The organism is Gorillibacterium sp. CAU 1737 (assembly GCF_039888655.1).
GTDB lineage: Bacteria > Bacillota > Bacilli > Paenibacillales > NBRC-103111 > Gorillibacterium.
The window spans coordinates 422,458-444,684 of sequence record NZ_JBDQQO010000001.1; the positions used below are offsets into that span (position 1 = coordinate 422,458).

Annotated in this window: 23 protein-coding genes; 16 read left to right on the forward strand and 7 right to left on the reverse strand. The window is 56.5% G+C overall.

The annotated features are described in order from the left end of the window. The first annotated feature begins 23 nt into the window (after positions 1-23). Complete coding sequence (locus tag AAFN83_RS01975) at positions 24-407, forward strand: DUF1499 domain-containing protein (RefSeq protein ID WP_347766669.1); 384 nt, start codon at positions 24-26, stop codon at positions 405-407. Positions 408-509: 102 nt separating this feature from the next. Here AAFN83_RS01975 and tpx read toward each other — a convergent pair whose 3' ends face one another. Continuing rightward, complete coding sequence (gene tpx / locus AAFN83_RS01980) at positions 510-1,028, reverse strand: thiol peroxidase (protein ID WP_347766670.1); 519 nt, start codon at positions 1,026-1,028, stop codon at positions 510-512. 127 nt (positions 1,029-1,155) lie between these two features. Between tpx and gltC the strand changes: the two genes are divergently transcribed. Then, complete coding sequence (gene gltC / locus AAFN83_RS01985; protein WP_347766671.1) at positions 1,156-2,067, forward strand: glutamate biosynthesis transcriptional regulator GltC; 912 nt, start codon at positions 1,156-1,158, stop codon at positions 2,065-2,067. Positions 2,068-2,131: 64 nt separating this feature from the next. On the opposite strand, the gene AAFN83_RS01990 is transcribed toward gltC, so the two are convergent. Further along, positions 2,132-2,845 (reverse strand): zinc metallopeptidase, encoded by a 714-nt coding sequence (locus AAFN83_RS01990; RefSeq protein ID WP_347766672.1) that lies wholly within the window; start codon positions 2,843-2,845, stop codon positions 2,132-2,134. Positions 2,846-3,205: 360 nt separating this feature from the next. Between AAFN83_RS01990 and AAFN83_RS01995 the strand changes: the two genes are divergently transcribed. The 4 genes from AAFN83_RS01995 (at position 3,206) to AAFN83_RS02010 (ending at position 7,363) form a co-directional block, all read left to right on the forward strand. Beyond that, positions 3,206-4,570, forward strand: coding sequence for an ammonium transporter (locus tag AAFN83_RS01995; RefSeq protein WP_347766673.1), 1,365 nt, complete (start codon positions 3,206-3,208; stop codon positions 4,568-4,570). Between the two features lie 77 nt (positions 4,571-4,647). Further along, positions 4,648-5,712, forward strand: a complete 1,065-nt coding sequence (locus AAFN83_RS02000) for a DUF294 nucleotidyltransferase-like domain-containing protein (protein ID WP_347766674.1) — start codon at positions 4,648-4,650, stop codon at positions 5,710-5,712. An 87-nt stretch (positions 5,713-5,799) separates the two neighbouring features. Continuing rightward, positions 5,800-6,540, forward strand: a complete 741-nt coding sequence (locus tag AAFN83_RS02005; protein WP_347766675.1) for an exonuclease domain-containing protein — start codon at positions 5,800-5,802, stop codon at positions 6,538-6,540. A gap of 205 nt (positions 6,541-6,745) precedes the next feature. Further along, on the forward strand, positions 6,746-7,363 hold the full coding sequence (locus tag AAFN83_RS02010; RefSeq protein ID WP_347766676.1) for a TlpA family protein disulfide reductase: 618 nt from the start codon (positions 6,746-6,748) through the stop codon (positions 7,361-7,363). On the opposite strand, the gene cimA is transcribed toward AAFN83_RS02010, so the two are convergent. Continuing rightward, a complete protein-coding gene (gene cimA, locus AAFN83_RS02015; RefSeq protein WP_347766677.1) occupies positions 7,353-8,966 on the reverse strand; it encodes a citramalate synthase in 1,614 nt (537 codons plus the stop codon). The two genes, AAFN83_RS02010 and cimA, sit on opposite strands and share 11 nt — an antisense overlap. A 175-nt stretch (positions 8,967-9,141) precedes the next feature. On the opposite strand from cimA, the gene AAFN83_RS02020 reads away from it, so the two are divergent. The 3 genes from AAFN83_RS02020 (at position 9,142) to AAFN83_RS02030 (ending at position 12,445) form a co-directional block, all read left to right on the forward strand. Further along, positions 9,142-10,449 (forward strand): DNA polymerase IV, encoded by a 1,308-nt coding sequence (locus AAFN83_RS02020; protein WP_347766678.1) that lies wholly within the window; start codon positions 9,142-9,144, stop codon positions 10,447-10,449. 136 nt (positions 10,450-10,585) lie between these two features. Beyond that, entirely contained in the window at positions 10,586-10,822 is a 237-nt protein-coding gene (locus AAFN83_RS02025) for a ferredoxin (RefSeq protein WP_347766679.1), read from the forward strand. 123 nt (positions 10,823-10,945) lie between these two features. Beyond that, a complete protein-coding gene (locus AAFN83_RS02030; RefSeq protein WP_347766680.1) occupies positions 10,946-12,445 on the forward strand; it encodes a L,D-transpeptidase family protein in 1,500 nt (499 codons plus the stop codon). Between the two features lie 18 nt (positions 12,446-12,463). Here the strand turns inward: AAFN83_RS02030 and AAFN83_RS02035 are convergent, their stop codons facing one another. Further along, complete coding sequence (locus tag AAFN83_RS02035) at positions 12,464-12,592, reverse strand: hypothetical protein (RefSeq protein ID WP_347766681.1); 129 nt, start codon at positions 12,590-12,592, stop codon at positions 12,464-12,466. Positions 12,593-12,825: 233 nt separating this feature from the next. Between AAFN83_RS02035 and AAFN83_RS02040 the strand changes: the two genes are divergently transcribed. The 5 genes from AAFN83_RS02040 to AAFN83_RS02060 are packed head-to-tail and all read left to right on the forward strand — an operon-like array spanning position 12,826 to position 16,741. Beyond that, complete coding sequence (locus tag AAFN83_RS02040) at positions 12,826-13,923, forward strand: quinone-dependent dihydroorotate dehydrogenase (RefSeq protein ID WP_347766682.1); 1,098 nt, start codon at positions 12,826-12,828, stop codon at positions 13,921-13,923. A 25-nt stretch (positions 13,924-13,948) separates the two neighbouring features. Continuing rightward, positions 13,949-14,755: a GTP diphosphokinase gene (yjbM, locus tag AAFN83_RS02045; protein ID WP_347766683.1), complete on the forward strand. Its 807-nt coding sequence runs from the start codon at positions 13,949-13,951 to the stop codon at positions 14,753-14,755. A gap of 5 nt (positions 14,756-14,760) precedes the next feature. Continuing rightward, positions 14,761-15,216 (forward strand): DUF309 domain-containing protein, encoded by a 456-nt coding sequence (locus tag AAFN83_RS02050; RefSeq protein ID WP_347766684.1) that lies wholly within the window; start codon positions 14,761-14,763, stop codon positions 15,214-15,216. Then, complete coding sequence (locus AAFN83_RS02055; protein WP_347766685.1) at positions 15,213-15,950, forward strand: pseudouridine synthase; 738 nt, start codon at positions 15,213-15,215, stop codon at positions 15,948-15,950. Before AAFN83_RS02050 ends, AAFN83_RS02055 begins: the two co-directional genes overlap by 4 nt. Further along, complete coding sequence (locus AAFN83_RS02060; RefSeq protein ID WP_347766686.1) at positions 15,947-16,741, forward strand: Cof-type HAD-IIB family hydrolase; 795 nt, start codon at positions 15,947-15,949, stop codon at positions 16,739-16,741. The genes AAFN83_RS02055 and AAFN83_RS02060 overlap by 4 nt, the downstream gene beginning before the upstream one ends. Positions 16,742-16,951: 210 nt before the next feature. Here AAFN83_RS02060 and AAFN83_RS02065 read toward each other — a convergent pair whose 3' ends face one another. Together AAFN83_RS02065 and AAFN83_RS02070 are read right to left on the reverse strand one after the other, a co-directional pair. Continuing rightward, positions 16,952-17,041, reverse strand: a complete 90-nt coding sequence (locus tag AAFN83_RS02065; RefSeq protein ID WP_347766687.1) for a YjcZ family sporulation protein — start codon at positions 17,039-17,041, stop codon at positions 16,952-16,954. Between the two features lie 199 nt (positions 17,042-17,240). Then, a complete protein-coding gene (locus tag AAFN83_RS02070) occupies positions 17,241-18,623 on the reverse strand; it encodes an RsmF rRNA methyltransferase first C-terminal domain-containing protein (protein ID WP_347766688.1) in 1,383 nt (460 codons plus the stop codon). 186 nt (positions 18,624-18,809) lie between these two features. Here AAFN83_RS02070 and AAFN83_RS02075 point away from each other — a divergent pair, with 186 nt between their 5' ends. After that, complete coding sequence (locus tag AAFN83_RS02075) at positions 18,810-19,295, forward strand: SH3 domain-containing protein (RefSeq protein ID WP_347766689.1); 486 nt, start codon at positions 18,810-18,812, stop codon at positions 19,293-19,295. 42 nt (positions 19,296-19,337) lie between these two features. Continuing rightward, a complete protein-coding gene (locus tag AAFN83_RS02080; RefSeq protein ID WP_347766690.1) occupies positions 19,338-20,048 on the forward strand; it encodes an AIM24 family protein in 711 nt (236 codons plus the stop codon). On the opposite strand, the gene metG is transcribed toward AAFN83_RS02080, so the two are convergent. Then, entirely contained in the window at positions 20,041-21,729 is a 1,689-nt protein-coding gene (metG, locus tag AAFN83_RS02085) for a methionine--tRNA ligase (RefSeq protein WP_347766691.1), read from the reverse strand. The two genes, AAFN83_RS02080 and metG, sit on opposite strands and share 8 nt — an antisense overlap. Positions 21,730-22,227: the final 498 nt, after the last annotated feature.

Below are 22,227 nucleotides of genomic sequence, written 5' to 3' on the forward strand. Positions count from 1 at the left end.
CGATGGTTGAGGAGGACAATGCATTGTTGAAAAGGACGCTGGTCGGCTTGATTCGCAGCCAGGAAACCACCGGGGAGAATGCGAAAGAGCCGGAACTGAAGACCAAGCACTACAAGCTATCGAAGGACAAGCTGTGGGAAGAAGTCGTCAGCACGCTCAAGAAGCTGAAGGGGTACACCATCCTGCATGAAGTGCAAAGTGTCGGCGAGATTGTCGTCGAGAAGCGGACGGCCTTCGGCCGCACGCAGGACATTACCCTGACGTTATTCCGTATCACTCCGTTGGAATCGGCCATTGATATTTATTCCGCTTCGCGGGGAAGCTTGGGCGATCTCGGCTCGAATTACCGCAACATTATTGAGATCTACAAGCACTTGGACAAGAAGCTGGCTCCTTACAAGCTGTAATGTTCCGCTCCCGGACTTGAACTGGGAGCTTTTCTTTTAGGCATAACCCAATACACAAAAACCCCCTCCCGGCCACGGCCGGAAGGGGGGTAGGAATGCCGATTACAGGAGCTCGCGGACCGCGGCGATGGCCTTGTCGTAGTCCGGGTGCTCGCTCATTTCACTCAAATATTCCACGTAGTGGAGCTTGTTCTCTTTGTCGAGAACGAAGATGGAGCGCATCAAGAGCCGCAGCTCCTTGATCAGCACGCCATAAGCGGTTCCGAAGGAAACGTCCTTATGGTCTGACAGAACGACCACTTGATCCACTCCGGCAGCTCCGCACCAGCGGGCTTGTGCAGGCGGGAGGTCTGTGCTGATGGTGAGGATGACGACATCTTCGCCAAGCTTGGCCGCTTCCTGGTTGAACCGACGGGTCTGAGCATCGCACACTCCCGTATCCAGGGAGGGGACGACACTGATCAGCTTGATTTTGCCGGAAAAGTCTTGAAGGCTTGCCGATTCCAGCAGGTTTTTGCTAACGGTGAAGTCAGGGGCTTGGCCTCCTGCTTCCAGCTTTGGTCCGATCAGCGTAAGCGGGTTTCCTTTTAAGGCGGCGACACCGGTTCTTTCTTGCGTCATGTTCTCCATATCCTCCTTTGTCGAGTGAACCTCGCATGGGCAGTCTATCCAAACGTGTGTTTCATCCACGCAATCCCTATTATAATGGCTCCAAGCAGCCTTTTCCAATCGAAAGCGAGGATGCCCCTTGGAACTACGACAGCTTCATTATTTCTTGAAGGTAGCCCAGAAGCAGCATGTGACCCAAGCATCCGAAGAACTCCATATCGCTCAATCCGCCGTAAGCCGGCAAATTCATCAACTGGAGGAGGAGTTGGGCGTTTCTCTCTTTGTCCAGAGAGGAAGAAACCTGCAGCTCACCTCGGCCGGCAAGCTGTTTCTCGGACGGGTGGAAGGCATTCTGAGCGAGCTGGACCGAGCGGTTCGGGAGGTGCAGGAGTTTCTGGACCCTGCCAAAGGCGAGATTCGTCTGGGCTTCCCCCACAGCCTGGGAATCAGCCTGCTGCCTGCCGTCGTTGCGGGGTTCCGTCGTATCCACCCCGAAGTGAAGTTCCGCTTCCGTCAGGGAACCTACACCAGCCTGATCCGCGATGTGATCGAGCGGGAAATTGATCTGGCCTTTATCTCTCCCGTTCCCATGGAGCACGAGAAGGTGACGGGAGAGCTGCTCCTCACCGAAGAACTTTATGCCATACTTCCTCCGGGACATCCTCTCGCACAGAAGAGCGAGATACGTCTGGAGGAGTTGGCGAAGGAGCCTTTTGTTCTCTTCCGCGAAGCGTACTCCCTTCGCTCTATTGTGCTGGAAGCCTGTGAACGAGCGGGGTTCTCGCCGCACATTGAGTTTGAAGGGGAGGAGACCGATACCATCCGCGGCCTTGTCGCCGCTGGCATGGGGGTCAGTCTCCTGCCGGAGATGGCACTGGTGGAGACGACGGCTCTTCAGCCGGTGAAGCTGAAGCTGACGGAACCGACTGTGACGCGCACAGTCGGCATGATCCGCCGCTCCCGAGAAGCGCTGCCGCCCGTAGCGGAGGGCTTCCGGCAATACCTGCTAGACTACTTTCGCTTATCAGAGTCCGGTTCAACTGAATTTTGAATAGAAAGAGGCACCCACCCCGATTGAGGGAATGGGTGCCTCTTTTGCTTTTCCCGAGGAGCGCTTACTCCTGGTTCCGGTTGCCGCCGCCAAAGATCATAATGAAGCGCAGCAGTTGTAGAAGCGAGATGAGTGCGGCGGCGACGTATGTGAGCGCCGCGGCATTCAGCACGCGATCGACGCCGGGTTTTTCACGAAGATCGATAAAGCCTTCGGATACCATAAGCCGCTTCGCGCGGTTCGTGGCATTAAATTCAACGGGGAGTGTAACCAGTTGGAAGGCGACCGCCGCGGCGAAGAACAGGATGCCAATCCAGATGAGATTCAGGGAATCAAAGAGAAAGCCTCCGAGCATCAGGAACGGGGACACGCCGGACGCAAAATTGACGAATGGGAACATGCGATGGCGGGCGACAAGCATCGGGTACGATTCCTTGTGCTGAATCGCATGGCCGACCTCGTGGCAGGCCACAGAGATGGCCGAAACGCTGCTTTCATAATAGACAGGCTCGGACAGCCTCACGACACGCTTAATCGGATCGTAATGGTCAGTGAGTGTCCCGGGAACCGCCTCAACGGGGACATCATACAAGCCGTTCAGATCCAGCATGCGGCGAGCTGCGTCGCGTCCGGTCATTCCAGAGCCTGCATGCACCTGCGCATAACGGTTGAAGGTACCGCGTACCCGAAAGGATGCCCACAACGACAGCCCGAAGGCGAGCAGGATCAGGATCATCATGGGATCCATACCGAAGCCGTAACCGTAAATGGGAAACATGATCGTAATCCTCCTGTTCTATAGTAGGGAAATAAGGGTTTCTCCATCTATACGAGCGAATGCACTTTGGGTTTCAAATGTCCATAAAAAAGATCACACTTATTCGTTCTTGCCGTGAAGAAGGAAGGAGTACCCCTAGAATACCCGAACGAAGGGGAGAAGAACCAAAAACCTGCCTCCATTTTCCTATCGACCCTACAATCTGTAACCAAACTTAACATTAATACATAAATCCGAACGATTACCTGCTTGATTCGCAACAATTTACGAAAAAATATGTTGCATTTTCTATCACACGACAATATAATTACAACAAGTAAGGCAGATGTAAAGAAATATAACATTAAGGGAGAGGTTTGTATGTGGAAAAAAGTGGCCCTCACGGCCGGCGCACTCCTGTTGTTGTTCCCGACTCTCGCATTTGCTGCGGATGAAGTAACCACCGAGCAATTGACGACGGCGATCAACTCCATCTGGGTTATGCTGGGCGCAATTCTGGTTATCTTCATGCAAGGCGGATTTGCTCTTCTCGAAGCCGGTTCGACCCGAATGAAAAACGCTGGTCACGTTGCCGGGAAAACCGTCCTCACCTTCGGTCTTGCATCCGTCGCTTTCTGGGCAGTCGGCTTTGGCCTGGCTTTCGGGAACGGGAATGAATTTCTCGGAACAACCGGATTCTTTACGAACGTAACGGATCTGGCCCCCTTCTCCACCGCCTTCGGGTCGCTCGGCCTTCCAATCTCCGTCCTCTTCCTGTTCCAACTGGCTTTCGCGGGTGTATCGCTCGCCATCGTGTGGGGCGGTTTCGCCGAACGCGCCAAGCTCACCGTCTACTTCGTCTTCGGTGTCCTCTACATCGTCCTCATCTATCCGTTCGCAGCTCACTGGGTATGGGGCGGCGGCTGGCTCTCCCAAATCGGTATGCTGGACTTCGCGGGTTCAACGGTCGTCCATCTACAGGGTGCGACCGCGGCACTTGTCGGTACCATCATGCTGAAGCCGCGGATCGGCAAATTCAATAAAGACGGTTCTCCGAACCTGATTCCTGGCCATAACCAAGTCCTTACCGTTCTCGGCGTCATCATCCTCTGGATCTGCTGGTTCGGCTTTAACGCCGGCTCTACAGTATCTGCACTGCAGGACATTGGCTATATCGCAGTAACCACGAACCTGGCTGCTGCCGCTGGCGCTGTCGCGACTCTGATCGTCTCCTGGATCTACTTCGGCAAAGCAGACGTTCCTGCGATGCTGAACGGTGTTCTCGCCGCTCTCGTTGCCATTACGGCCGCTTGCGCCTTCGTAACTCCTTGGGCTGCTGTCGTAATCGGTGCAGTGGCTGGCGTCTTCACCTTCTACACCTCTGTCGGTTTGGAAAAGCTCGGCCTCGACGATCCGATCTACGCCTTCTCCGTTCACGGTCTGTCCGGGGTATGGGGCACCATCTCCATCGGTCTCTTCGCAACCAAGGAACTCGCTGGCGAAGACAAAGCCGGGTTGTTCTACGGCGGCGGCTTGCACCAGCTCGGCGTTCAAACGCTGGGGGTTGTCGGAACCTTCGCTTTCGTCGCAATCCTGAGCTTTATCATCCTCTTCGCAATCAAGAAGACCATCGGTCTGCGTGTAACCGAAGAAGAAGAGCTCATCGGCCTCGACTTGAGCGAGCATGGCAACTATGGCTATCCGGAACAAATGCGCAAGGTCGGACAGGAATCTGCCTCTGTCTAATCGAATAGGGATCTGAAAGAGAGCGGAGAAGGGGGAACCCTTTTCCGCTGGATCGCTAGCTCAAGGGGGATGGCCAGATGACGACCCTATCGATGAAAACTGCCGAACGAGATGTCAATCGGTTGGATAGCCTTCCGGAGCTTCTCGCTTACCGCAAGCGAATAACCGAGCTGCTCCGGGACCACCCCCTGGGTTCTTTTCCGCAAGAATACAACGACACCGTGAACGAGCTGCAAGACAAGATGATCGAGAGGGCGGTATCCCTCGCGATTCACTCGCTTGACGAGGAAGGCCATGGCGGTCCTCCTGTCCCGTATGCGTTCGTCCTGCTGGGCAGCGGAGGGAGACGGGAGCAGACGCTGTGGAGCGATCAGGACAACGCGCTCATCTACGCAGACCCGGAACCGGGTGTTGAAACACTTGTGCACGAGTACTTCCGGAAGCTGGGAGACCGGATCGTCTCCTCGTTAACCGACACAGGTTACCCCCCCTGCGATGGAGGGGTAACCTGTAATCATGATCGCTGGAACAAGCCGGTATCCGCTTGGAAAACCATGATTCAGGAATGGGAGCAGGACGGTTCCTGGGAGGCGGTGCGCTACCTGCTGATTGTCGCCGATCTGCGCCATCTGCATGGAGATCGGGAGCTTGCAAGAGCGGTACAGGCTGAATTTGCCGCCTACACCCTGAGAACGGCGTCTGCGGAGAAGCGAATGCTGGAGAATACGCTGCGGCGAAAGCCGGCGTTGGGCTTGTTCGGTCGGTTGATCACGGAGCGGTATGGAGAGAACGCAGGACATTTTGATGTGAAGTATGGCCTGTACATCCCATTTGCCAGCGGGATTCGGCTGCTTGCCATACACGAACGAACCTGGGCTACCTCCACGGCGAGAAGGCTGGAGCTGGTCCGGCAGAAGGGACAGCTGTCTGCCGAGCTGCTGCTCGACTGGCAGCGGAACTTCTCATCGGCGCTCTATTTTCGGAACAAGGCTACACAGGAACCGGAACCCGGCAAGGAAGCGCCTCCTCCAATGCTGAACATCGCCATGCTGAGCGAGGAGGAGAAGAGAGAGCTGATCCGAGCCTTGCGTTCGGTGCGCAAGCTGCAGAAGACGGTCGCCAAGCTGGTGGCCGCACGATAGGAGTATAAGAAGAGAGAAACCGCAAGAGCGGACGCAACGAAATCGAACGGATGGTGCCAGAAGGCGCCGGGAAGGGGGGGGATGGGGATGAAGCCGATTCGTCCAGAAAATGCGGGCATCTGGCATCTCTACAAACAGGGAGGAATCACGCCTGCCATCACCTCCTTATTCAACCCGGGCAGCGCTCAACACATGGCTTATATTCGTTCCATGATGAAAGAGCAGCGCAAGCAGTCCTTATACGACATTGAGCTGAACAAAATGGAGGCGGTCGTCTTCGATCTGGAGACGACCGGCTTTTCTCCTTATAACGGAGATGAAATCATCTCGATCGGCGCCGTGGCAGTGGTTGGAGAAGAGGTCATGGAAGGGGAAACCTTCTATACGCCGGTCAATCCAAAGCGCAAAATTCCAGAGGTTGTCGTGGAGCTTACGGGAATAACCGACGAAGAGGCATCGAAGGGAACGGAGTTGCTTCATGCGTTAAGTGAGTTTCTTGATTTTATCCGCCAGCGCGTTCTGCTCGCCCATGGAAGCGGGCATGACAAGCATTTTTTGAACGCGGCGCTGTGGAAAACGTCAAAGACGAGCCTCAACCACCGGCTGCTGGACACGATGATGATTGCAAAATGGCTGCACCCGGGCAGCCGCAGTCTGTCGCTGGATGCCCTGCTGGACTATTACGATATTCCGTGTGAGAATCGGCATCATGCGTTGGCGGACTCCCGGATGACGGCGCGGCTGTGGTCGCAGATGCTGAATGAAATTCTGGGCCGCGGCGTAACCAACTTGGGCGACCTGTATTCGCGCCTTAGCGTCTATGGGTAAAGTCTTCGACCTATAATGCCCTCGGCCAACGGCCGTAAGAAGTGCCTCCATCTGAACCCGTGAGGGTTCGAGGTGGAGGCATTCTTCGTGAGGGTTGCCTTGTCCATAATCCGTACCCAATCGGGGAACACTAGACGCTAAACCATTTTTTGCAGATCCGACCCGGTCTGGGGCGGGATGGCGAATAGAGGCAGGAGGCGTAGAGATGAACAGGTACGGACAGCAGGTCATGTTGGCATTCTTGATCGGTGCGGTAAGCACGACAGGTTTTGGATTCCTCGGGGACCAACTGGTTAGGGCCGAACGGAGTGCGGTGTATGATGGGGAAGCAGAGAGACATCGATCGGAGGAGAAGTCCCCATCTGGAGCTGCTGCGTTCGCGGAGATTGAGCCGGCAGAACCAGGTGTGGGAGTTCTTGCTCCCGAGCTGGATCTCCCGTCCCTGAAAGGGGGCGAGCAGCATGTAGGAGGCAAGCGGAAGAAGCCGCTCCTGCTTACGTTCTGGGCTTCCACCTGTCCCCCCTGCGAGGAGGAGGCACCGCTTTTGGCGAGTCTCTATGCCCGCCATCGAGACAAGCTTGATGTGCTTGCCGTCAATGTGACGCTTCAGGACAGCCGGAAGGCGGCGGCTTCGTTCGCAGCAAAAAACGGGTTCACCTTCCCTGTCCTGTTGGATGAACAGGGAGAAGCGACCCGTCTCTATGGCCTGCGTGGGCTTCCCACCACCTTCCTCATCGACAAGGAGGGAAGGGTGAGGGAATTCTTTTATGCTGTCGATTCTGACGTATGGGAGCAAAAGGTGCAGCAGCTTCTTACAGATTAACGATACCGCTGCGCTCCTGATGGTCCTCTCCAGGAGTGGGGAGGGGATTCTGCCCGATCAGAGCATAGCGGATCGAGTCGAGCAGGGCCTGCCAGCTCGCTTCGATGACGTTCTCCGACACGCCGACCGTGCTCCAGGAATGATGATAGTTGCTCGATTCCACCAAAACGCGAACTTTTGCAGCCGTAGCGTCTTTTTCATTGATGACGCGTACCTTATAGTCGGACAAATGCATATCGCGCAGTGCCGGGTACGAGCGGATGAGCGCTTTGCGAAGGGCGTTGTCGAGCGCGTTCACGGGACCGTTGCCCTCCGCCGCGGTGTAGATGGTTTCCCCTTCCACCCGCACCTTCACGATGGCTTCCGAGGCGATTGCGTGACCGGCAACCTTCTCCACCAGCAGCTTGAACGACTCGATGGTGAACACCTCGGTCGTCTCGCCGGAGGCTTCTCTCAGCAGCAGCTCCAGCGAGGCATCCGCTCCTTCAAACTGGTAGCCTTGGTGCTCCATGTCCTTGATCCGGGCCATCACTTCCTGCGTCTGCACATTGGAGGGGTCCAGGGTGAGGCCGATCTCCTGAGCCTTGAAGAGCAGGTTGCTCTGTCCGGCCAGCTCGGAGACGAGGACGCGGCGCTTGTTGCCAACGCTCTCGGGAGCGATGTGTTCATAGGTTTTGGAATCTTTCAGAATTGCCGAGACATGAATGCCGCCCTTGTGAGCAAAAGCGGAGCTCCCGACATAGGGCTGGTTATTCGGCAGATGAATGTTCGCGATTTCACTGATGTACCGTGCTACAGCGGTAAGCTGCTTCAAATGGCCCTGGGGCAGGCACTCATACCCCATTTTCAATTCGAGTGTCGGCAGGATTGAACAGAGGTTGGCGTTGCCGCAGCGCTCTCCGTAGCCATTGATCGTGCCTTGAATCATGCGGGCACCGGCTTCCACCCCGCTGAGGGCATTGGCCACCGCAAGCTCGCAATCATTGTGGGGATGGATACCGATCGGGTAGCCGAGTCTCGAAACCTCCTGTACGATGCGATGAATTTCACCGGGAAGCGAGCCGCCGTTCGTGTCGCATAGAACGAGCCAATCCGCCCCGGCATCTCCCGCTGTTCGAAGCACCGAAAGAGCGTAGTCTCGATTTTGCTTGTAGCCGTCAAAAAAATGCTCGGCATCGAAACATACCTCAAGTCCGGCGCGCTTTAAAAACCGGATGGAATCGGCGATCATCGCCAGGTTCTCTTCGAGGGTGGTCTGCAGGGCCGTATGAACATGGAAGTCCCACGATTTCCCGACCAAGCTGGCCGCCGGAACGGCTGCCTCGATGATGCTCTTCAGGCTGGTGTCGTGTTCGGCGATGGAGTCTTTGCGCCGGGTACTGCCAAAGGCAGTCAGCTTCGCTTGCAGCTTCAGCTTGCGCGCCCGCTGAAAAAACTCCATGTCCTTGCCGTTGCTTCCCGGGTTGCCTCCCTCAATATAATGAACACCGAGTGCGTCAAGCTTCTGTGCGATCTTGATCTTGTCCTCGGCGGACAGGCTGATTCCTTCCCCTTGTGTGCCGTCGCGCAATGTCGTGTCAAATACCGAAATGATCCCGGCCATGTCCGCTTCCTCCTATAACTACCGTATTACTTGAAAATTCTCATTATTATACCACAATCATTTGCGAATTCATCCACCGGATCCTGTCATCTGCAAAAAAAGGTGAAGAAAAAGCTGTCTTGACCGCTATTTTCGTCAAGCGGTATGCTTAGGGGAAGGAAAGGAGAGGGCGCGCATGAACCCGAATGCGGATGCTTATCCCAAAAGGGGCCGGGTGATCTTGCATATCGATATGAACGCCTTCTACTGCTCGGTGCATGAGGCGGTGGAACCGGATCAATATCGGGGGAAACCGATTGCCGTTGCGGGGAGCGTTGAGCTGCGCAGAGGCATTATTGTCACGTCTTCCTATGCGGCAAGGGCGAAGGGGGTTCGCACCGGGATGCAGGTTCGGGAGGGCCTTAAGCTGTGTCCGGAGCTGATTCTCATTCAGCCGGATTTCCATCTCTATCGGACCTTTTCGCGCCGTTTTATGGAGATCGCCGGCAGTTACACCCCTCTGCTTGAAGCCATGTCCATCGACGAATGCTTCCTGGATATTACCGGCTCGAAGCAATTCGGCACTCCTCTCGAAATCGCGACTGACATTCAAGAGAAAATCAAGAGAGACCTCGAGCTGCCCTGCTCCATCGGTGTGGCTCCGAACAAGCTGCTCGCCAAGATCGCATCCGATATGAAGAAGCCCAACGGGCTCACCGTACTGCGGCTGCGAGATGTGCCGGGAATCTTGTGGGATAAACCTTGCGATACGTTGTATGGAGTCGGCAAGAAGACGGCTGAGAAGCTGGTCCGAATGGGCATTCCCACGATTGGGCAGCTGGCTCGCGCTGATGAAGGGAAGCTGCGGGCGGAATTTGGCGTCCTCGGCTCTTGGTTGAGGCTGGCTGCGCAAGGGAAGGACGAATCGCCGGTGAACCCGGTTCGGGAAGCGAGCAAATCCATTGGCCACACGACGACGTTACCGCTCGATTTCACGGAAGCGGACGACATCCGTCGGGTCTTCCTGAATCTAGCGGATCAGACAAGCCGCCGCATGCGTCGCCAGGGACTCGTCTCCTCCACCATCTCGATCACCATTCGCGATCCGAACATGAAGACGATCACGCGCGCTTGCACCCTGGGCATGCCGACGGAATCGTTCGATGAGATTTACCGAGAAGCCTGCCGACTGTTTGAGAAGCATTGGCCGGCGGGGAAGCCGGTTCGCCTCCTCGGAATTACCCTCGCTCACTTGCAGCCGAAGGCGGAAGCCGCGTTCCAGCTCGATCTCTTCGATTATGAGCAGCAACCGAAGAAGGAGCAGCTGAACGAGGCGATGGATCGTATCCGCGACAAGTTTGGCGAGAGTGCCATTCTGACCGCCGGTATGCTGGGAGAGGATCCGTCCTCGTTGATCCGCAATCACAAGGTACGGGGGACATCGCTTCAGATGGATCATTTGCGGCCGGGAGCCCGTCCCGCTGATTCAGAAGGGGACGAATAGACAGGAAGACCGGCAGCTTGAGGCAGCATTTTGTACCCGAACAGGAAGGCATTCACTTGTGACAGTGAATTGAACTTCGCCCCAACTTATATTATAGTGAGGAAGAGCGAGGACATCATTTAGGAGGAATAAACCGATGGCTAAATATAGCTGGGTGGACAAAGATACCTGCATCGCTTGCGGCGCATGCGGGGCAACCGCACCGGATATTTATGATTATGACGACGACGGCTTGGCAGAAGTGATTTATGGAGGGGATGGAAACCACGGCACCGTGGACATTCCGGAAGACCTTCACGACGACCTTCAAGATGCTCAAGATGGATGCCCCACGGACTCTATCAAGGTAGCAGACAGCCCGTTTGATAAATAATTCGCAGCAGCTCCCAGAACCCCGATTCCTTGGCGAATCGGGGTTTTTGCTCTTTTTCACAGCGGGCGTGCAAAATGGAAGGCTCCTGTCCGATACAATAAGTAGACAGGGGAGTGAAGACCAATGAAGGAAGATCTTCAGCACCTGAAACAATTCGTGAAGGATCATCCCGATAACAAAATGGGCTGGTACCTGCTTGGCCGACAGTACGAAGAGGCCGGGAAGACCAGCAAAGCGAATTATTGCTATGCCAAGGCAGGAGAGATCTTCGAGGCGTATGAGAAGAAGAAGCTTCCGCATGCTTTGGAGAAGGAAGCGGAACAATTGGAGGCGAGCCTAACCCCGACAGAACCAGTTGATGCTTCGGTGATGGGGGCGGAGGAAGGCACGGAGTCCGATGCCCCGGACCTCGTAGAGTCCAAACGATCGCGACTTGCCATTCGCCTATTCCGACTGGCGGCTATCGCGATGCTGCTGGTCGCGGGTGTCCTCTATGCTCCGGGTACGCATGTGACGGTATTCCACCCGGCTGAGCAGGAGGCATCCGCTCCTCCCGTAAGCGAACCTTCCGCTGGAGAGAAGTCCGCAGAGCAGTCTTCTCTGGCTGGAGTCCTCTATATAGGAGACGGAGCTTCGGAAGGGGACAAGCAGAAAGCGGTCGGCAAGCTGCTCTTAAAGCCGCCAAAGCCCGGGGAATCGTACCTCTTGGCGGAAGCGCCGCAAACTTCGGACGGCAAGTGGATCAAGTGGACCGCGAGCCCGCGCCCGCTGCTGGAAGTGAAGGCCACCGCATCGGGAGCAGTGGAAACGGTTTATTATGAGGAAGCGACCTGTGCTTGTACGCCGGAGGAGGGAGCAGATCTCGCTGCGAAGCGAGCGGAGGCCTACCTCAGTCCGGAGATCGACCGTGCGGTTCTTCAAACCGCCGTATCGGCGTATGAGAAGGAGAAGGGACAGGAGCCGGCTCGTGCCGAAGACCTCGTTCAGCAGTATCCGAATAACCGCCTCTCCGGGCTTACCTCTACCATGAAGAAGCAATGGCCGCGAGTGGCTTCCGCTTCAGGCGGGACAGGTGATGAGCCGAAAGCGACATCCGACTCTCATCCGCCAAACGAGAATCCAAAGCCGTCTCCCTCCCCGGGTTCATCCAAGAGCAAGGCGAATCCGACCTATCCGCTTGAGCAACCGCTCGAAATCATCGTAGACCGCCGCAATCATCGGCTGGCCGTGGTGAGCGGAGGCGTAATTCTCCGCAATTATCCAGTAGGCCTTGGCGGTCCGCGGACACCGGTTGGGGTGTTCGAAATCAGCGAGAAGGTGAAGGACCCCAACGGGCACAGCAACGGAGACTTCGGCAGCCGGGGCATGACGCTGTCGGACACGGATTATGCCATTCATGGAACGAATAAGCCGAGTTCGATCGGCAAGGACGAATCCCTGGGCTGCATACGGCTTACCAATGAGGATGTGGAGGAGCTCTTCGATCTGGCTCCGATGGGAACGAAGGTGACGATTACCGACGGCAAGCTGCCGAATGAGGTGATCCGCGCAAAAAGCCGGTTCCATCTCCCTGCTCAAGCGAAGGAGACGAATCCGGCTAAGGTGTACCACTGGTTGGATTAAGGAGAACGAGCTTTGTTCTTACGTAAAAAGAAGGAGGGCGATCATGAGCAGAATAAATGCGCCTGCGATGGAACCGACCCAGATGATCGCCTTCTTGTTCGGCTCTTCTTTGTGGTAGCGTTGGGCATAGACTGGCTTCTTCTTCATGAACAGCACCATCCTTCTTTCATGTTTACTTCGGTAGGAGAGATCCCTCGTAATCCCCTCCATTTTATCACAAAGAAAGCGTTTTAGCAGATCTTTTTTCCCTCTTCTCACGGGACGGCGCTCGAAAAAAGCGCCGTTCTCCTTTTCTTTTTGAGCGTAAAAGAATAAACTGTTTCGAGGGAGTAAAAATTGAGAAAGCGAAGCGCTTTTCGAACGGATGGAGTGTGAACCGATTGTTGTACCGATGGGCCGTTAAGCCCTTGTTGTTTCGTATGGACCCGGAGAAAGCCCATCACTTGACGATCGGCGGACTCACCACTGCAGCAGCCGTCCCGGGCATGCTGCCGCTCATGAAGGCGATGTACGGGGTGAAGACGGCCCCGGAGCTGGCGACAGAGCTGTGGGGATGCTCGTTTCCCAATCCGATTGGACTGGCTGCCGGACTCGACAAGAACGGAGCGGCCATCCCGGGACTTGCCTCGATCGGCTTCGGATTTCTGGAGGTGGGCACGGTCACGCCGCGACCGCAGCCTGGCAATCCCCAGCCCCGCTTGTACCGTCTCCCGGAGGATAGTGCGCTCATCAACCGGATGGGCTTTAACAATGAAGGTGCCGACGCCCTGAAGGCTCGCTTGAAGGCGCTCGAAACATATCCCGTCCCCGTATGGGCTAATATCGGCAAGAACAAGGATACTCCGAACGAACAGGCGGAGGAGGATTACCGAGCCTGCATCCAGAAGCTGTACCCGGAGGCGGATCTGTTCGTCATCAACATCAGCTCGCCGAATACGCCAGGGCTTCGTACACTGCAGCATGGGGAAGAGCTGCGCCGCTTGCTCGATGCCGTGCGAGAGGAAATGGCGATAGCCCGCCAGCTTCACGGCGGACGTGAAAAAGCATTTCTACTTAAGATAGCCCCCGATTTGACAGACGGAGAGCTTGAACAGGTTGCCGAGACCGCCACACGGGCAGGAGTGAGCGGCATGATCGCCACCAATACGACTCTTGCGCGCCAAGGACTCGTGAACCGAAATGCCGGGGAAGCCGGAGGGCTGAGCGGGGAACCGCTGACCAAGCGCTCCCTGGAGGTCATCCATCGGCTGTACGCTCTTACCGGCGGGAAGATTCCGCTTGTCGGCTCCGGCGGTATTTTTACGGCGGACGATGCGTACGCGCGAATTCGGGCTGGTGCCAGCCTGATCGAGATTTATACGGCGTTAATCTATGAAGGGCCCGAGCTTCTAAGGAAGCTGAACGAGGGCCTGGCTGCGCGCCTGAAAGCGGACGGCTTCCGGTCGATTCGCGAGGCGGTAGGAAGCGGCCATTCCTGATTCAACCGAGGAAGGAGAAGGACGAATGGACGGGAGAGACTGGAATAAATTTTTACTTCCTTATGAGCAGGCAGTGGAGGAGCTCAAGGTCAAATTTAAGCTGCTTCGCTCCGAGCTCAAGAAACGGGAAGAATACTCGCCCATCGAGTTTGTAACCGGCCGCGTGAAGCGGATCTCCAGCATTCTGGAAAAGGCCAAACGGCTGGATGTCCCGATGGACCAGCTGGAAACGGGCATTGAAGATATCGCGGGCATTCGGATCATGTGTCAGTTCATGGAGGACATCGAACGAATGGCCGATCTCATCCGCGAGCGGCAGGACATGAAGGTCCTTTACTTTAAAGATTACATCACCAATAAGAAGGACAGCGGGTATCGGAGCTACCACATCATCGTGGAATATCCGGTGCAGACTGCAATCGGCATGAAGCCGATCCTGGCGGAGATCCAAATCCGGACGCTTGCCATGAACTTTTGGGCGACCATTGAGCATTCGCTCAATTACAAATACAAGGGAGAGCTCCCCGACGACGTCAAAATGCGCCTCAGCAAGGCGGCGGAAGCGGCGAATCTGCTCGACGAGGAGATGTCCAGCATCCGCGACGACATCACCGAGAGCCAGAAGCTGTTCGAGGACCGCTCCAATCTCATTCATACCTTGCTGAATCAGATCCAGATGCTCTACTTTTTCCGTCGGGTACGGGATGCTGCGCAATTCCAGCTTCGCTTCAACGAACTGTGGGAGAACGAGGACATCTGGGGGCTCAAGCAGCTGTCAGATGACATGGAGCGAGCGATCGAACGAGCCAAACGGGATTTTGAGGGGAGGTAGCTCCTGTGAGCTATGATCCTTTATATGTTGCACACCTGTACTATTTCAATCATGAACGGGATTACTTCGAATGCCATGAAGTCTTAGAGGAGCTTTGGCTGCGGGAAGGTCGCAGCCCTCTCTACCAGGGCCTTCTTCAGGTGGCGGTGGGCTTGTACCATCATCGCAACGACAATTGGAACGGAGCCGTCAAGCTGTTCACCGGAGCGCTGCAGAAGCTAGCCCCTTATCCAGAGGATGCGCTGGGGATCGACCTGGGCAAGCTGCGTCAGGAGAGTGAGATCTATCGGGCGGGTCTGGAAAAGGCTATGCAAGCAGGGGACCTGAGGCAGCATCCATTCCATGACTTGACGATTGCCATCATAGACGCTGCTTTGGTCGAACAGGTGGAGCGGCTGCGGCTGCATCCGCCCGAGAAGCAGGAACGCGAGCATGAGAAGAGAACGAGGAGCAACGAATGAAAGTGACGGAGCGTTTGGATAAAATTCTGGCCCATGCCGGCTTCGGAACTCGGCGTGAGATCAAGGAGCAGGTTAAGCGCGGCCAGGTAACCGTAAACGGCAAGATCGTGAAAGACAGCGGCCTGCAAGTGAAGCCGGCCTTGGATTCCATCCTTGTGGACGGGGAGCGGGTGGAGTACCGCGAGCATGTCTACCTCATGCTTCACAAACCACCCGGTTATGTATCGGCTACCGAGGATACCCGAGATCGCACGGTTCTGGAACTGCTCGGGGAGGAATACGCTCATTTTGACCTCTTTCCGGTGGGGCGGCTGGATAAGGATACGGAGGGACTGCTGCTGCTCACCAATGACGGCAAGCTCGCCCATCAGCTTCTGTCCCCGCGCAAGCATGTTCCGAAGCTCTATTACGCCGAAGTGTCCGGTTTCGTAACCGAAGAAGATCGGGTGGCGTTCCAGCAAGGAGTCGAGCTCGACGACGGCTATCGGACCCTTCCGGCTGAGCTTATCATCGAGCAAGCTGAACAGCCGGAATCCGGCAAGCTGTCACGCATCCGGCTTACCCTACACGAAGGCAAATTTCATCAAGTGAAGCGAATGTTTCAATCCGTCGGCAAAAAGGTGGTCTACCTGAAACGGCTGTCCATGGGCAGCCTGGAGCTGGATGAATCGCTCAAGCCAGGGGAATACCGGGAGCTGACGGAGTTGGAGATGGAAGGACTGAGAACCTCTTGAATTGGAAACTCATTGCCCTCGATGTCGACGGCACTTTACTTACCGATGACCATGAATTGTCCGAAGCGAATATTCAGGCTGTCCGCGAGCTTCGCGAGCAAGGCGTGACCGTGGTGCTCTGCACCGGACGAGGACCGATCAGCGCACTGCCTGTCTACGAACAGCTGGGGGCCGGCGGCCTCATGATTACCCATAACGGGGCCACTGTCGTGGAGGTTGCGGAACGCAAGGTGTTGAGTGATTTTCGAATTGAATTCGCCGATCTAAAGCCGCTTGTGGATTATTGCCGGGAGCGGTCCATCCATTACGACCTCTGCACGCCTTTCGACCTCTATGTGGAGCACCTCACGGATGAGGAGAAGGCCATGTACGAAAAGTACTCTCAAGTGCCGTCCGTCATTCGTGATGTAGCCGATGTGGACGAGCCCAAGGTGAAGTTCACCCTGTTTGGCACCGAAGAGCAGATGGATGCCGTCGAACGCGAATGGGATTCGATCGGCTGCCCGCTGCGCCGGATTCGCAGCGGCCTCTATTTCATCGATATCATCAACCCGGAGGCGACGAAGGGCAACGCCTTGAAGGCGATGAGCGAGCAGCTAGGAATCGCCCGCGAACAGGTCGCGGCGATCGGCAACTACTTCAATGATATCGAGATGCTGGAATGGGCCGGACTCGGAATCGCCATGGCGAACTCTCCCGAGGAAGTGATCCGCCGAGCCGATACTGTTACCGGCACCAACAACGAAAGCGGCGTGGCGCAAGCAATACGCAAGCATATGCTGAACGATTGACCGACCGCGGACGAAAAAAGAAGCCTGCATCCGATGGGAACGAAGGACGTAAACGTCCTCCGGTTCCGAACCGGGCAGGCTTCTTTTTTACCGTTCATGGGGTTCTCATTCCTCGGGGGACCCGGATGCGCCCCCCGGCAGAATCCTATATGGTGGATCGGAGTCTCCGCGAAGGCGCACCAATTGACCGGCGGTGCGACGCTCGGTCGCTTAGTACCAGGTTTTGAGGATGATAACCAGAAGGATGTAAAGCACCAGAACAAAAGCGAAAGCACTGCCGTAACCCGCAACAGCCGTCATGCAAAGCCCTCCTTTAAGTGGGGATGTGCCGACCTTAGGAAACACGGTGCGGTTCAGCCGGTGGCTGCTTGCCGCTTACCTTGTGAGGTCCGCGTTTGTCGTCGGTTAGTTCATTGTATGAGGAGGGGGCGGATTTGGTTGGACGATTGCCCGGGTACCGCAATTTGGGTAGATGCCCTGTACGCGTTGGGAAAAAGCTTTACCCCATGAGCCGCAAGCCTTTTGGGTAATGATTCTTAAGGAGGCCTCCGCTCACCTTCCCCCAGCCGAGGGGATAGCCGTCGACCGTCACGAGTGTCCAGCCGTTCGCGTGATCGGCGGCGGGAAGGGCTTCTCCGCGCAGGTAGTGGTGCACCGCTTCCCTGTCGACTGCGAGCAGGAAGGTGCGGGCCGCATCCTCACTCTGCGAGGCGAGGGCGAGCGCATGCGCCGGCTCGATGCGGCCCTTCTTCAGCTCAGCAAGATGCAGGCCCGGCCGCAGTACGCGAACGCCGGTGAGCCGTTCCGCTGAGAACGTGCCGTCCTGGCTGTGCGGCAGCCAGTAAAGGTGATCGCCGAAGAGCAGCGGTTCGCCGGCCTCCGCCTTGAAGCCGGGGAGGCTGTCGGCGGCAAAAGCAAGAAAGGCGTCCATCGCTTCCTGAGCTTGCTTGTTTGAAGCGGACGGCTTCCGACCTTTCCCTTTCCCCGGCAGGCTAGCCGAAGGCTGAGGCGGGCTGGCGGGTTCTGCGGGGCTGGGTCCCGCCTGAAGAACGGCGACGAAGTGACCTTCGCCTCGTTCGAGATGCGGCCAAATCCGCTCGGTCTTAAGCAGCGTGAAGGAGGGGTATTCCTGCAGAATCCACTGCACGATCTCTTCATTCTCCTCCCGGTTAAAGGTACAGGTGGAGTAGCCGAGGATGCCGCCCGGTTTCAGCATGCGGAGCGCATCCTTCAGGATGTCGCGCTGGCGGGCTGCGCAGAAGGCAGGCGAATTGTCCGTCCATTCCCGGACCGCCTCCGGGTCCTTGCGGAACATGCCTTCGCCGGAGCAAGGGGCATCGAGCATGATCCTGTCGAAGAAGGCGGGGAATCGATCCGCCAGAGCCTCGGGGGTCATGCTCGTAACCACAGCGTTCCGCACGCCGGTTCGCTCCAGGTTCTCCGAGAGAATTTTGGCGCGGCCTGCGTGAATTTCGTTGCTGACGAGCAGCCCCTTGCCCTCCATGCGGAAGGCGAGCTGTGTGGACTTTCCGCCAGGAGCGGCAGCAAGGTCGAGCACAGTTTCGCCGGGCAAAGGGGCAAGCAGCTCAGCCGATGACATGGCGGACGGCTCTTGCATGTAATAGAGCCCAGCGGCATGGTAAGGACTTTTGCCGGGGCGGACATGCTCCGGGTAATAGAAACCCGTGGGGCACCAGGGCACGGGCTCCAAGGCAAACTCCTGCGCAATCTTATGCCAAACGGGGCTGTTCTCGGCAAGCTTTAAGGAGTTGCGTCGCACTCCTTGCACTTTCGGGGCGGTGTATGAAGACAGGAACGCATCGGCTTCGGGGCCAAGCAGGGTGAGAATTCGCTCCTGATACGCTTCAGGCAATGGGATCATCGGGTACGCTCCTTCTTAGGCGACGGGAATTCCCCGCCTTGTCGTTCTTCATGGTACTCCAACTTACGAGGAAAGCCAACACCCGTCGAGGGACTTCGTCAGGAAAGTTGTCGAATGAGAAACGAATCGAGTACCATTATCGTATAGAATAGAGTTGGACTAGATGGACAGAAGGGGGGAACCCGAATGAATCGAACCATTACCCGATATGGGGGCGTCAGTGCCCTGTTCCTTGCACTCCTGCTTCTCTCTCTCCTTGGATCCCCTGCCAAGGCGGAGGCCGGCGCCTACGGAAGCATCAAAAGCTTTTTTCAGCTGCCGGGCAAGGTCGATGAGCTGCAGGAAAACTATCAAAAAATTCAAGAGCAGTATCAAGATACTCGTGAAGAGTTGGAATCAACCCGTCAGCAGGCCGAAGAATCAGCGCTAAAGGCCCAACAGACGGCGGATCAGCTTCTTCTCGAGCAAGAGCGGCTTGCCAAAGAAAATTCAACACTCGCGGAGCAAAACCGGCTTCTGTCGCAGGAGCTGCAGGAGCTTCAAGACACGAATGAGCTCCGCAAGAAAACCAACCGCCGCCTGAGAATCGCCCTGTACACGGGCGCCGGGCTGCTGGCCGCTGTGTTTTTCTCCGGGCGCTTTACTCGACTGGTGCTGCGCCGCCGCCGATAAAGCCGCTGCGGATGCACCGTTAACCGGAAGGGAGGGACAAGCATGCTTCTGAATCGAGATGAAGCAAGCATGGAAGGCGTCGAAGGAGCAAACGGCGCCCGCATTCAACTGGCCGAGGGGGAGCTTCTCCATCTGCTCAATCCGCAGGCGCTGGTCGCCTTCCGAGGAGTCCCCAAGCTGCGGGAGGATCGGTTCATGGACTTAAAAGGGATGTACCGGAAGCGCAGGCTGATCCGCTCGGACCTGTCGGGTCCCTCGGAGATGATCCTGTCGCTGCCGGCGGGCTATCACTTGAAGACGATGGAGCTGACGGAAGGGACCAACCTGCTGTTTGATATTCGCAGCATTCTCTTCTATGAAGAAGGGATCTCCATGAAGAGCGTCCTGTTGAAGATCAAGAACATGCTGGTCACCCGCGATTTTCTCAAGATGAAATTCACCGGACAAGGAGCGCTCGGCATTCTCTCCCGCGGCCCGCTCTTCGAGATGAAGCTGGAACCGGACGTTCCGGTGTATGTGGACACCCGTTGTCTGGTCGCTTACCCGGAGGATGCCAAGATCGACCTGTGCGTCTACGGCAACCACTTGGCCAGCCAGCATATGAACTACCAATGGGAGATACGAGGGAAGGGCACCGTCCTGATGCAGACCGGAACGACGGAGGCAGAGCTTGAAGCCGAGCAGCCGAACGACGGCCTCGTGAAAAGGGTGCTCCGCGAGGTCATCCCCTTTGGCGGTGTGTTCATCAAGTGAGGGCGTTCCTCAGCCGCTCGGTTTCCACATCCACTTGGGCGATATCGATTCGTGCGAACAACGGCTGGATCGTACCGAGTGATGTCCCAGCCGGAACTTCTGTGAATAACCATCGACAGGACAACACTTGTCCGGGCTCCGTAATTCCTGCACCCGCTGCTTGATCATCCAACAGGTGGAAAGGGGTCCCGAGCATTCCTTCGAGCCTAGTACAGGCAAAGGGAAGGAAGGGAGAGAGGAGCCGGGCGAGGTTGGCGGCGATCTGAACGCAGGTATAGAGGGTATCTGCGGCATGAGCGGGCTCTTTCTTGACCGCAACCCATGGCTTTCGGGTATCAAAATACTTGTTGGCGCTGCGCACGAAGCGGAACCCTTCGTCCAGCGCCTTTTTCAGTTCGGCTTGTTCGATGAGTTCTCCGGTGCGTTCATACAGGGCTTCCAGTTCCAATCGTACCGTTTCATCCAGCGTGCCCTCTGGAACGCGTGCATCGAACGATTTTTGGAGAAAGACAAGCGAGCGATGGACGAAGTTGCCGAAGGCGTTCACCAGTTCCCCATTGTGGCTGCGGATGAACTCGTTCCAACTGAAGTCTCCGTCATGCTTCTCGGGAGAGTTCGCCGTGAGGAAGTAGCGCAGGGAATCGGGGTCGTACCGCTCCAGTACATCGGGAACCCACACCGCCCAGCCTCGACTGGTGGAGATCTTCTGGCCTTCGAGCGTCAGGTATTCTCCTGATACGATTCGGTCGGGAAGATGGAGTCCGCCTGCCCCCAGCAAAAGCGCGGGTAGGATCACCGTATGGAACGGAATGTTGTCTTTCCCGTGAATGTAATAAGCGAGGGCATCGTCGCTCCAGAAGGGAGCGGCGTCTTGTCCCGTCTCCTCCGCCCACAGCTGGCTTGCCGTCCAATAGCCGCTTACCGCTTCAATCCAGACATAAATCTTCTTGCCTTCGAAGCCGGGAAGGGGAACGTCAACCCCCCATGGCAAATCCCGGGTTGCAGCGCGATCCTGCAAGCCTTCGTCCAGGTAGCGGCGTGTCAAATGAACCGCATTGTCCCTCCAGCCGCTCGCATTCTGGGCATATCGCTCCAGCTCTTCCTGATAGCGGGATAGCAGCAGGTAATAATGCTCCGTCTGCCGCGAGGTCGGTTCCGAGCCGCATAGCTTGCAACGGCGTTCCAGAAGATCGATCGGGTCTAATACCGTTTGACAGGCTTCGCATTGATCACCGCGGGCGTGGGCTCCGCATTTGGGACAGAGTCCCTCCACATAGCGGTCGGGCAAGAACTTCTCGCAAGCGGCGCAATAGGTCTGTTCGACCTCGCGAAGCTCAAGCGAGCCGCTCTCCAAAAGACGAAGGAACAGCTCCTGCACATGCCTCCGGTGATGGGAGGAATCCGTTCGTGTGTACCGGTCATAGCTGAAGCCGAGCCGGGTAAAGCAGTCTTCAAATTCCCGATGGTACGCATCCGCAATGGCCTCGGGGGTGACGCCTTCCTTTTCTGCACGGATGGCGATGGGGGTTCCGTGACAGTCACTCCCCGATACATAGAGCACCGGCTCTCCTTTCAGGCGATAATAGCGGGCGAGGATATCGCCGGGCAGCAGGCTGGACAGGTGACCGAGATGAAGAGAGCCGTTGGCGTAGGGCCAGGCCCCTCCGATGAAGATGGACATGGAATATTCTCCTTTCGGAATGCAAACCTGTCGAATCGGGCAAGAAAAAAATCCCTCGCCCCTGGAACTGTGACAAGTTCCAGGGACGAGGGATTTACCCGCGTGTTACCACCCATGTTTACCAGCTTCTCGCGAAGCCGGCCTTTTCAGGTACGCCGCATGAATGGATGCGGTTATACCCTAGCGCGATAACGGGCGCAGATGTCCGGCGCAGCCTACTTCCCATAGGAGGTACGGGGTTCGATGCGCAGCTCAGAGACCATATTCCCTGCGGGCGTGGGCTGCCCCCTCTCAGCATTCGGGGGCTCTCTGGCGAGCTTAGCCGTGCAGGTACTCTTTCTCTTCTCAGCTTTTCCAGCCGATCGATTCGATTGTTCCCCAGTATAACACAGCCTTCCGAAAAATCCAGCCCTCTGTCAACATTCAGCCGCAATCCCGGAAAATCCGCATGACCCCCGCAATCCGCCCTTTTCAGCTTCACCGGAACAAAGGTACAAT